This window comes from Pseudomonas sp. MONT-RG-20F-20-E-7-02 (genome assembly GCF_022662395.1).
GTDB lineage: Bacteria > Pseudomonadota > Gammaproteobacteria > Pseudomonadales > Pseudomonadaceae > Aquipseudomonas.
Genome location: NZ_JAKNQN010000002.1, coordinates 799,332 through 810,343 on the forward strand (window position 1 = coordinate 799,332; position 11,012 = coordinate 810,343).

General features: G+C 60.9%; 9 protein-coding genes and 3 pseudogenes. 4 read left to right on the plus strand and 8 right to left on the minus strand.

The features are described 5' to 3' along the window. Positions 1-126 precede the first annotated feature (126 nt). Together L8I05_RS08730 and L8I05_RS08735 are read left to right on the plus strand one after the other, a co-directional pair. Positions 127-735, plus strand: a complete 609-nt coding sequence (locus tag L8I05_RS08730; RefSeq protein WP_242168300.1) for a TetR/AcrR family transcriptional regulator — start codon at positions 127-129, stop codon at positions 733-735. Between the two features lie 259 nt (positions 736-994). Further along, positions 995-1,456, plus strand: coding sequence for a DUF3225 domain-containing protein (locus tag L8I05_RS08735; RefSeq protein WP_242168302.1), 462 nt, complete (start codon positions 995-997; stop codon positions 1,454-1,456). On the opposite strand, the gene L8I05_RS08740 is transcribed toward L8I05_RS08735, so the two are convergent. The 6 genes and pseudogenes from L8I05_RS08740 to L8I05_RS08765 form a co-directional block, all read right to left on the minus strand. Then, positions 1,457-2,812, minus strand: a complete 1,356-nt coding sequence (locus tag L8I05_RS08740; RefSeq protein WP_242168304.1) for an MATE family efflux transporter — start codon at positions 2,810-2,812, stop codon at positions 1,457-1,459. A 25-nt stretch (positions 2,813-2,837) separates the two neighbouring features. Beyond that, positions 2,838-3,410: a DUF2239 family protein gene (locus tag L8I05_RS08745; RefSeq protein ID WP_242168306.1), complete on the minus strand. Its 573-nt coding sequence runs from the start codon at positions 3,408-3,410 to the stop codon at positions 2,838-2,840. Positions 3,411-3,546: 136 nt separating this feature from the next. Next, positions 3,547-3,621, minus strand: a pseudogene (locus tag L8I05_RS08750) (hypothetical protein); the annotation flags it as partial. A 15-nt stretch (positions 3,622-3,636) separates the two neighbouring features. Then, positions 3,637-3,908, minus strand: a pseudogene (locus L8I05_RS08755) (zinc ribbon domain-containing protein). A gap of 23 nt (positions 3,909-3,931) precedes the next feature. Next, positions 3,932-4,599 (minus strand): annotated as a pseudogene (locus L8I05_RS08760) (acetamidase/formamidase family protein); the annotation flags it as partial. A 94-nt stretch (positions 4,600-4,693) separates the two neighbouring features. Further along, on the minus strand, positions 4,694-5,164 hold the full coding sequence (locus L8I05_RS08765) for an Lrp/AsnC family transcriptional regulator (protein WP_177015723.1): 471 nt from the start codon (positions 5,162-5,164) through the stop codon (positions 4,694-4,696). A 123-nt stretch (positions 5,165-5,287) separates the two neighbouring features. Here L8I05_RS08765 and L8I05_RS08770 point away from each other — a divergent pair, with 123 nt between their 5' ends. Together L8I05_RS08770 and L8I05_RS08775 are read left to right on the plus strand one after the other, a co-directional pair. Continuing rightward, positions 5,288-6,532 (plus strand): methionine gamma-lyase, encoded by a 1,245-nt coding sequence (locus L8I05_RS08770; protein WP_159955860.1) that lies wholly within the window; start codon positions 5,288-5,290, stop codon positions 6,530-6,532. Positions 6,533-6,763: 231 nt separating this feature from the next. Next, positions 6,764-7,441 carry a helix-turn-helix transcriptional regulator gene (locus tag L8I05_RS08775; protein ID WP_242168309.1) on the plus strand — a complete coding sequence of 226 codons (678 nt, stop codon included), beginning with the start codon at positions 6,764-6,766 and terminating at the stop codon, positions 7,439-7,441. A 67-nt stretch (positions 7,442-7,508) separates the two neighbouring features. Here L8I05_RS08775 and L8I05_RS08780 read toward each other — a convergent pair whose 3' ends face one another. Together L8I05_RS08780 and macA are read right to left on the minus strand one after the other, a co-directional pair. Next, positions 7,509-9,467, minus strand: coding sequence for a MacB family efflux pump subunit (locus L8I05_RS08780; RefSeq protein ID WP_242168310.1), 1,959 nt, complete (start codon positions 9,465-9,467; stop codon positions 7,509-7,511). 3 nt (positions 9,468-9,470) lie between these two features. Next, entirely contained in the window at positions 9,471-10,622 is a 1,152-nt protein-coding gene (gene macA / locus L8I05_RS08785; RefSeq protein WP_242168313.1) for a macrolide transporter subunit MacA, read from the minus strand. Positions 10,623-11,012 lie beyond the last annotated feature (390 nt).

Genomic DNA, 11,012 nt, shown 5'->3' on the forward strand with positions numbered 1-11,012 from the left:
CTCAACGCCTTGAAACTTGCTATCTGCAATCATCAAGGCAAAATACATACGGTGCGTATGTGGCAAATCATGCGTAACATACGTAGCGTATGTCAATCATTCAAAACCCCATCGTGAGCCTTACCCATGAGCCGAGCCCGTGCTGAACAGATCGAAGAAACCCGCGCTCGCCTGATCGCCAGCGCTCGCGAGGCCTTCGCTGCGCAGGGGTATGCCCACACGTCGATGGACGACTTTACCGCCCGCGTTGGTTTGACACGGGGCGCGTTGTACCACCACTTTGGTGACAAGAAAGGCCTGTTGGCGGCAGTGGTGGCCCAACTCGACAGCGAGATGGATGCGCACTTGCAACGCATCACCGATGAGGCAACCGACCTCTGGGACGGATTCCGCGAACGCTGCCGTGCCTACCTGCGCATGGCACAGGACGCGGAAATTCAGCGCATTGTTTTACAAGATGCACCTGCGGTTCTAGGCGCCACTGAATCAAGCCATCAGCAACACTGTGTGGATTCCCTGGCCGCCGTGCTGGAACACCTGATGCGTGAGCGTATCATCGAACCGGCTGCCAGCCAGGCGTTGGCGCGTCTGATCAATGGCAGCCTGGTCAGTGCCGCCTTGTGGATCGCTGCCGATGAAGACCCGAATCAGCGACTGGAAGAAAGCCTGCAAGGGCTGGAACTGTTCCTGCGGGGGCTGAAGCAGCCACCGGCAGCCCTTCCAGGCAAAACCTAAACACTCGAGACAGCCCGCCAGCCCTTTTCCCGGAGCCCATCATGCAGCGCATCGGTTTCATCACCTTTCCCGGCTTCGGCGTCATGAGCTTCGCTGCGCTGTGGTGGTGCAATTCGGCGAGCCGCCACGGGTGATACGACGCAAGGCGCAAAACCACGACGATGCGAGCTCAATGTCCAGAAACGAGGGTTAAATGGCCTTTGCCGGTGTTTGAGATGGCCTAAGCTTGACCTCAGCGACCATCCCCTGAGGAACCCTTATGAAACGTAGTGCACTCGCCGTTGGCGCCCTCTTCTCGTTACTTGCTCTGCCCCCTGCTTTCGCGACCCCGCAAGAGGACGAAACCCGGGCGTTCTTCACGCAATTTGTCGCAGCGCAAAACGCTCATGACCTCACCCGGATAAGGGCCATGCTCTGGGATTCACCTAAGATGCTCTGGTTTGCCCGGGGCGAAGCCAACTGGGGCCCGGATGCCGTCGTCAACAAACTCAAGGAGTACTACAAGGGCACTTGGCAGCTGCAACCCGACATGAGCCACTTCAGTGTGGTGATGCTGAACGACGACGTGGCCCAACTGATGGTGCCGGTCGCCTTTACCCGAGGCCATCCAGGCGAGGCCGCTCAGGTGGATACCTTCCTGATCAGCCAGACGTTATTGAAAGGCAAGGACGGCTGGCATGTCGCAAGCATCATGCCGCTGGCCGATACCCACTTCAAATAATCACACCAACCGCGTGATCTGCTTATGCCGCCACACCAACCGGTAATAAGCAGTCTGCAGCGCCAGCATCGCCAGGTAGGTCACCGGGAATGCCATCCACACGCCTTCCAGGCCGAAGTGCGCATTGAGCACATATGCCATCGGCAACTCGACACACAGCACGCAGAAAATCGAGATGGCGACCGGCATCAGCACCACGCCGCTGGCGCGCATGATCCCGCCGACCACGGCCTGGAAGCCGAACACCAAAATGCTCCACAACATGATGTGCAGCAGGTGTTCGGCATTGGTTCGCGCCGCATCGTCGGTAATGAACAGGCCCAGCAACCAGTGCGACAGCACGTAGCCAAGCACAATCAGGCCGCCCGTCAGGCAGGTGTTGATCAGCAAGCCGGTACGCAGGATCGGCCCGATACGCTCCAGGCGCCCGGCACCAATTGCCTGCGCACCAAGGATCGAGGCGGTGATCGCAATCGACAGCGCTGGGAATTGCACGTAATTGACGATCTGCGTCACCGCGCCATAGGCCGCCGTGGCCTGGGAACCGTGGCTGTTGACCAGCGCGAGGATGACCAATTCCGACAGCGACAGCACCACCATCTGCAAGCCGGTCGGCAGGCCGATGCGCAGGACTTTGCCGAGGATCACGCGGTCCAGGCGCAAAGCGGTGAGCAGCTCACGGTCGGGCGCCATCACATGGTTCTTGTGGCGCAGGCGCAGGATCAGGAACAGCATCGCCGCAGCGTTGCCCACCAGCCCGGCATACACCGCGCTCTGGATGCCCATGGGCGGCAAGCCGATCCAGCCGCGAATCAGTGCGGGGGTCAGCAGCAGGCCAACCAGGGTCGAGACCATCAGCGCCAGCAACGGCGAAATCGTGTCGCTGACGCCGCGCAGCAGCTGGGTATAGAGAATGAAGACCAGCAGCAGCGGCATGATCAGCATCATCATCTGGGCATAGCCAACGGCATCGTCTAGGACATCAATCGGCGTACCCAACGCCTGCAAGGCCGGGCGCGCGAACAGGCTGCCGAGCACGGCCGCGATCAACCCCACCAGCGCGCCCAAGGTCAGGGTCGCGCCCGTAATCACCTTGACCAACCCGGTTTCCCCGGCGCCCCAGGCCTGGCCGATCAGCACCGAAGCACCGGCGCCCAAGCCGATCACCAAGGCGATAAAGAAGAACACGATGGGAAACATCCCCGACACCGCCGCCAGCGCCTGGGTGCCAAGCATTTGCCCGACATAAATGCCGTTGAGGGTGCCGGAAAAGCTTTGCAGGAAGTTGGACAGCACCATCGGTGCCAGAAAGATCAGGTAGACCTGCCACAACGGCCGTTGCTGGGTGACTTGCATGGTGGTTCGAGTCCCGGAATTATTGTTAGACGGGGAAAGCATTGCGCGACAGCCAGGCCAGGTAAGCCTGCACGTCGATGGGCCAGTGCGCGATCCTGGTCGCAAACGCCGCCGCATCCTCAGCGAACAGCGCGCGCGAGGCTTCTTCAAAACCGGGCAAGTCGCCACCGATGGCGCTCATGAAACGATAGCTGGCTTCCTTGGCTTGGCGCGCCTGATCACGCGCGGCGCTGGCATTACGCGCTTCATCGACCAAACGGCGCAAGGCCGCCGAGGCACCGCCGCGTTGTTGGCCCAGCCATTCCCAGTGACGCGGCAGCAGCGTGACTTCCCGCGCGACCACGCCCAGCTTGGGGCGCCCCACCGAAGGGGCAGCAGGCAGTTCTTCCTCGATTGCCGCGTCTGCGGGTTGCTCAGGGGCATAACCGCTTGGCCACGGGTAATCGACCTGGGTGCCAGTGGCGTCGTCAAAGACCAGAAAGGCGCCCGCTGTCAGGTCCTGGCCCGCCAGGGCAGCGGCCACAGCCGAATAGGAACCGGCCGCCACACGCTGGTGACGGACGAAGGCAGTGCACAGCGGCGTGTGTTGCGTAGGCATGATTTATTACCCGGATGTTATTTGTTTTACCCGGATCATATTAGCGGTAATTTCCCAGCATGCAAAGCTATTGTCGTGAAACGTCCAAATGCTCGCCACGCATCGCGACCTGCATGCCCTACAGCGCCTGGGCGAGCAGGCGCGGCATCTTGTAGTTCACCACCGCGACACCGATGGTGTCCGGGCCGCTGGAAATGTCGCCATGACGCATGACAATGCTCCTGGTCTAGTGACTGATCATCCACGGCCGAGGCCCGGTCCTGGTCTTGAGGCCCAAAGGGTTAGCCTTGCTCGGCGCGACTTTCTTGCGGGTGCCGCAGCAGTTGCAACCCGCCGGATGTTTGCGGCTTTGCTGGTATTCGCCGACCGTTTGCGGCGCATGGGCGCTGCGCTCGTTACCGGCGATGGCCTTGCGCTGGTTGGCCGACAGCGTTTGCAGTGCCGGGGCCGAGACCATCAGGTGCCGCAGGTGGCACAGGCGTATTCGTAGGTCGGCATGGCTACAGGTCCGGGGCGATGGCCAGGTCGCCCACCGACAGCCCGGCACCGTTGACGTAGACCGGGAAGAAAATCTTCGAGCCACGCGACAAACCCTTGATATCGCAATTACCGCCATGCTCACGCGGCGGCACCGTGCGTGCGCGGGTGGGGTTGGTGTCGATCAGTTCGTGCTCGCGGCGGTTCCAGTCGGCGAGCATCACCGGGTCGGACAGGCAGCCGATCAGGCCGGGGTGGATCGGGCCGGCAAAGTTAACCCCCGGAATGTGCCGCGAGCGGGTGAACATGCCCTTTAAATCCCAGATCGCTTTTTGTGCGCCGGGGAAATGATCGGTGAGAAAACCGCCGCCGTTCTGCCGCGAAAAGAAGCCGTTGAAGCCCCACTGCGAATCCGCCTTGGCGCCGATGTCGAGCAAGTCCACTACCAGCAAATTACCCGACTCGGCGCCAGGTAATGCACGGTGGAGAGGTCGACGTCACGCACATCACTGGCGTAGTCGTTGTTCTTGATCGCGCCGGCGGTACAGTCGTAGGTTTCCAGGACGAAGTCATCACCTGGCTTCACCCAGCACGCCATGGGCATATCCGGGTGCCAGCGGTTATGGACCTGCTCGTTCTCGGTGACGGGCTGGTTGAGGTCGACTTTAATCAGCGTTCGGTCATGGACTGGCTCCTGGACGGATGACGGGATGCGTTCAATCCAGTCTCGTGGAGCCAGGTAAAACGGGGAATACGTTGGATGACGTATGAGCGACCGCCAGCGCAGAAAGCAGACAGCGCGAGGGTCAGCCCGGCAACGGAATCACCCGCAACCGCCGCACCGACTTATACGAAAAACTCGAATAAATCTCCTTGACGCACGGCAACGTCTGCAACACCTCCCGGGCGAACTCGCCAAACGACTCCAGGTCCCTGGCCACTACCTCCAGCAAAAAGTCATAGCGCCCCGACACGTTATGGCACGCCACAATCTCGGGAATCTCCAACAGCCGCTGCTCAAACGCCCGTGCAATCTCCTGGGTATGGCTTTCCATCATGATGCTGACAAAGGCCGTCACCCCATACCCCAACGCCTTGGGTGACAAGATCGCCTGGTAGCCGCTGATCACCCCGCTCTCTTCCAGGCTGCGTACTCGCCGCCAGCACGGCGACGTCGTCAACGAAACTCGATCAGCCAGCTCGGCCACGGTCAGTCGGGCATTGCCTTGCAACGCGTTTAAAAGAGCCTTGTCAGTGCGATCCAGATTGACGGGCATATCTTGCCTCTATTCATTATTTTTATGGATGTTTCGTCCCTTGGCGTGGGATTTGGCAGCAAACTTTGCAAATTTCTTCTTGAGTTATGAGCATAGCATTGTAGGAAATAAGGAGCGCCCGACATGAACAATAAACACAATACATTCGGCTTTTCCACCCGCGCCATCCACCACGGCTATGACCCCAAAGACCACCACGGCGCCCTCGTGCCGCCGATCTATTTGTCCGCCACTTTCGCCTTCCCCACCGCCGAATACGGCGCCGCCTGCTTTGCCGGTGAAGCCAGCGGGCACTTCTACACACGTATTTCCAACCCGACCCTGGCCCTGCTCGAATCACGCATGGCCACCCTGGAAAACGGCGAGGCGGCCGTGGCCTTCAGCTCCGGCATGGGCGCCATTGCGGCGACGTTCTGGACCCTGTTGCGCCCAGGCGACGAAGTAATCGTCAGCCAGACTCTCTACGGCTGCACCTTCGCCCTGCTGCACCACGGCATTGGCGAATTCGGCATCAAGGTGCGCCATGTCGACCTCACCGACCTCGCCGCCTTGCGCGCGGCACTGTCGCCCGCCACGCGCATGATCTACTGCGAGACGCCGGCCAACCCCAACCTGCGCCTGGTGGACATCGCCGCCGTGGCCCAGCTCGCCCACGCGCAACCCAACATCACCGTGGTGGTCGACAACACCTATTGCACGCCGTACCTGCAACGGCCGCTGGAGCTGGGGGCTGACGTGGTGGTGCATTCGGCCACCAAGTACCTCAGCGGCCATGGCGATATCACCGCGGGTATTGCCGTAAGCAACCACGCCTTGGCGCAACGCATCCGTCTGCAAGGGCTCAAGGACCTCACCGGTGCGGTGATGTCGCCCCAGGATGCATCCTTGCTGATGCGCGGCCTCAAGACCCTGGCCCTGCGCATGGATCGCCATTGCAGCAATGCCCAGGCAGTGGCCGAAGCCTTGCAGGCGCACCCGATGGTGCAATGGGTGACCTACCCTGGCCTGCGTTCTTTCCCACAATACGAACTGGCGGCGCGGCAGATGAGGCAGTCCGGCGGCATGATCGCCTTTGAGCTCAAGGGCGGGATTGAAACGGGACGGCGCTTCATGAATGCCCTGAAGCTCTTCACCCGCGCGGTCAGCCTCGGCGATGCCGAATCACTGGCCCAGCACCCCGCCAGCATGACTCACTCCACTTACACCCCAGAGGAGCGCGCGCAGCACGGTATCAGCGAAGGCCTGGTGCGTTTATCGGTCGGGCTTGAGGACATCGCCGACCTGCTCGCGGATGTGCAGCAGGCGCTGGCCAAATGCGCCCGCGCCGCGCCACGTCAGGCGAGGATAGAAGAGCACGCCGTAAAATAAGGCCTACGCGCCAGGTAATGCTTTCCCACGCAGGATGGTCGGACAGGTCCGACCATCCTTATGCGTTTTTAATCTGATTTTTTCCAGATTGGATCCCCCTCATCTCGCGATGCTGTACTAGCATACGTCTCGGCGGGAGCACTATCACTGTAGGTTATTCATACACGCTACCTTCTTAACCCCCGTCGCTATAAGGCTGGATACCTACACTCGAAACTCATGGACGAATTGATGAACTCACACCTGTTCCCACATATAGGCAAGGTCATCGCCAGCACCGGCAGTCGCCACTTCCCACGTATGCTGCATGATCTGATCCTCACCCAACTGGCAGTGGACGCCACCCATATCACCCAATTACGGGTGAGCGCCGAAGGCCAAACCCGGCGCCTGATCAGCCCGGTCTACACCGATTCGGTGGTGGCTTTAGGTGAAGAGCAACCCGCCGCGCAACTGCACCTCACGCGCCGCAAGGACGACATGCGCTACGTGCTGTCGGTGTACCGCGCGCACCACTCCGAGAGTTTCTCAGCGCAGGAACGCAGCATGCTGCAGGACTTCTCCACGCTGTTGCTGCCCATGGTGGAAAAACACATCACCGCGATCCAGCCGTGCCACCCGAACAGCGAACCGCTGGTGCCGGAAAGCCAAGGCCTCGAAACCCTGCGCCGCCGCATCGAAGAACGCCTGGTGCAATCGGGGCTGACCCTGTCCAAGCGTGAGCTTGAAGTGTGCGTCGGCCTGCTGGCCGGGCGCACTGCGCCGGAGCTGGCGGAGCAACTGGCGCTGAAGGTCAACACCATCGAAAGTTACCTCAAGCGCGCGGCGATCAAGCTGGGGATCAGCGGGCGGCATTCGTTGTTGCGGTGGATGTATGCGACGGACGAAGGTCCAACCACCCCCCTGTAAATCACCACAAACCCTGTGGGAGCTGGCTTGCCTGCTCCCACAGTTCATGTGTGTTGCCAGGGACAAATCAGTCCCTGGCCAACGCCTCAATCGGGTCCAGCCGCGCCGCATTCCTGGCCGGCACAAAACCAAACACAATGCCGATCATCGTCGAGCAGGCAAACGCGGTGATGATCGAGCCCAGGGAGAACACCATCTCCCACTCCTTCACAAACAACGAAAACAGATAACCGATCGCGAACGACAGCGAGATCCCGATCATCCCGCCGATCAGACACACCATCACCGCCTCCACCAGAAACTGCTGGCGAATATCCGATTGCCGTGCGCCCACCGCCATGCGAATACCAATTTCGCGGGTGCGCTCGGTCACCGACACCAGCATGATGTTCATCACGCCGATACCGCCCACCAGCAACGAGATCACCGCGATCAGCGACAACAGCAGTGCCAGGGAGCGGCTGGTTTTCTGCACCGTCTGCATGATGCTGTCGAGGTTGTTGGTAAAGAAGTCCTTGGTGCCATGGCGTTGCAGCATGAGTTTATTGACGTTGTCTTCCACCACCTTGCTCGGCTGGCCATCCTTGATCCGCACGGTGATGCTGTCCAGATGACGCTGGCCCAGAAGCCGCCCCGCCGCGGTTTCGTAAGGCACCCACACGTTCAGCGCCTTGCTGGCGGCGAACATGTTTTTGTTGTCGGCCGTCACGCCAATCACCGTGCACGGCAGGTTGCCCACCAGGATCACCTGGCCCAACGGGTCGACATTCGGGCCGAACAGGCGGTGCCGGGTGTTGTGGTCGATCACCACCACCTGGGCCTGGCGTCGCGCGTCGCTTTCACTGAAGGCGATCCCGGCCTCCAGCTTCAACCCTTTGACCTTGAAGTAGCGGTCGCTGACGCCATTGACCTGCGCATCCAGGTCGATATTGCCAAAACGCAGCAGCAGGTTACGACCCACCACCGGGGTGGCGCTGTCGACGTAATACAGTTGGTTCAACGCCTCCACATCCGAGGGCATCAACGTCTCGATGGCTGACGCGCGGCTGTCACCAAAGCTGGTGCCGGAAAAGATATCGATGGTGTTGCTGCCGATCGCCTGGATGTCCTTGAGCACATAGCGCTTGGCGCCCTCACCGATGGCCGAGATCGACACCACCGAGGTGATGCCGATGACAATCCCGAGCATGGTCAGCAAGGTGCGCATGCGATGGGAAATCAGCGCGACCCAGGCCATGTTGAAGGCTTCCTTGAACAACCCCAGGCTCGCCACCAGCCGGCGTGCGCCGCTGCGTCGGGTTTCGATCGGGGCCTCGCCGGGCAGCTCCAGGCCGACGCTGTCGTTGGCCTTGTCGCTGACAATCTCGCCGTCGCACACCTCGACAATGCGCTGGGCATTCGCCGCCACCTTGGGGTCGTGGGTGACGATAATCACCGTGTGCCCGGCCGCGTGCAGCTCGGCGAGGATGCGCATCACCTCCTTGCCGCTGAGGGTGTCGAGGGCACCGGTGGGTTCGTCGGCGAGGATCACTTCACCGCCGTTCATCAACGCACGGGCAATACTCACACGCTGCTGCTGGCCACCGGAAAGCTGGCTCGGCCGATGAGTCGTGTGCCCCGCCAGACCCAGGCGCGTGAGCAACTCGCGCGCGCGGCTGTGGCGTTGAGTCTCCGGCGTGCCCGCATAGATCGCCGGCATTTCGACGTTGTGCAAGGCACTCAGGTGCGCGAGCAAATGGTAGCGCTGGAAGATAAACCCGAAGTAATCGCGGCGCAGTTCCGCCAACTGTTCATCGCCCAGCGAACGGGTTTCGATGCCATTGATCTTGTAGCTGCCGGCAGTGGCGTAATCCAGGCCGCCGAGGATGTTCATCAGGGTCGACTTACCCGAGCCGGAAGCGCCGATAATCGCGACCATTTCCCCGGCATGAATCGTCAGGTCGATGCCTTTGAGCGCAATGAATTCGCGTTCGCCAGCCATGAAACTGCGGGTGATGCCCTTGAGTTCCAACAGGGGTTGGGTCATGGCTCAACTCCCCGCCACAGCAGGCGTGGCGTCGCCGATCACGACTTTATCGCCTTCGGCCAGGCCGTCCAGAATCTGCACTTTGACGTTGTTGTTGATCCCGGTCTTCACAGTGCGCGACATGGCTTTGCCCTTGGCGTCGAGCACGCGCAGCGAATAGCTGCCATCGGCATTGCGCGCGCCAAGTGCCGCCACCGGCACCATCAACGCGGCCTGGGCGGTGTCGAGCACAATACGCACTTGGGCGGTCATGGCGATGCGCAGGCGGTGGTCGGGGTTGGGCACGTCGAACAACGCGTTGTAGAACACCGCGGTGTTCTGCTTCGGCGTGCCGGCGGTCTGGGTTTCAAGGAAGTTCTGCGGCGCTGGCTCCGTGCCGCGCAGCTTGGCGTAGTAACGCTTGTCGGCCTCGCCGAGGATGGTGAAATACACCTGCTGGCCGGGGCTGATATGAATCACATCCGCCTCAGACACCTGGGCCTTGACGGTCATGGTGTCCAGGTCCGCCAGCTTGAGCAGTACCGGCGCCAACTGGCTGGCGATCACGGTCTGGCCTTCCTGGGTGACAATGCCGACCACATCGCCGTCGATGGGCGCGACAATGCGCGTATAGGCCAGGTTGACCTTGGCGGTGTCGATCTGGATATGCGCGCTTTTGATCTGCGCGTCCAAGGACAACAAGTTGGCCTGCTGCACCTGAAAGGTTGACTCGGCATCCTCGAAATCCTGACGCGAAACCGACTCGTCAACCTGCAAACCTTTGTAGCGTTCATAGACGGACTTGGCCTGCTTGAGCTGCGCCGCCGTCGCCCGGCGCTGGGCCTGCAGGTTTTCCTCATCCACCTGGGCTTTGCGCAGGGTGTTCTGCAGGATCAGCGGGTCGATTTCGGCGAGCCACTGGCCCTTTTTCACCTTGTCGCCGACCTTGACCTTGAGCGACTTCAACTGCCCGGACACCTGGGCGCCGACGTCAACTTGCTTGACACCTTCAAGCAGGCCGGTGGCTAACACCGCGTTTTCAATATCACCGCGTTCAGCCGTGGCGGTGAGGTATTGCGGGGCATCGGCGGGTGCTTGCACCGTGTACACGACAAGGCCAATGGCAACCGCCAACACCGCGAGCATTCCGAGTTTGCGAAACTTTGACTTTTCCATAAATGACCATAAAAAGATGAAGAGGACCTACAGCTAACACGCTTTAGTGTGGGAGCTGGCTTGCCTGCGATTGCAGACTGTCAGTCACAAAGTGCTTGACTGATACACCGCTATCGCAGGCAAGCCAGCTCCCACATTTGGATCTCCATGCATCAGGAACGGATGACTCGGCTTTGGATCTGCTGTTGATCTTGATCTGGCTTTTGATCTCAAGCGCCCCGTTAAACCACGCTGGCCGCCCGCAGGCTTGAATCCGTGGGTAACCCGGCAGGACGCCGGGTTAGCCGCGCTGGGCCAAGGATGGCCCATCGCGGCGGCCCACGGATTCAAGCCTGCGGGCGGGCACACCGAGCCTAGGCGAGGTGCCGAGTGGTGGGGCGAGGACTTTTT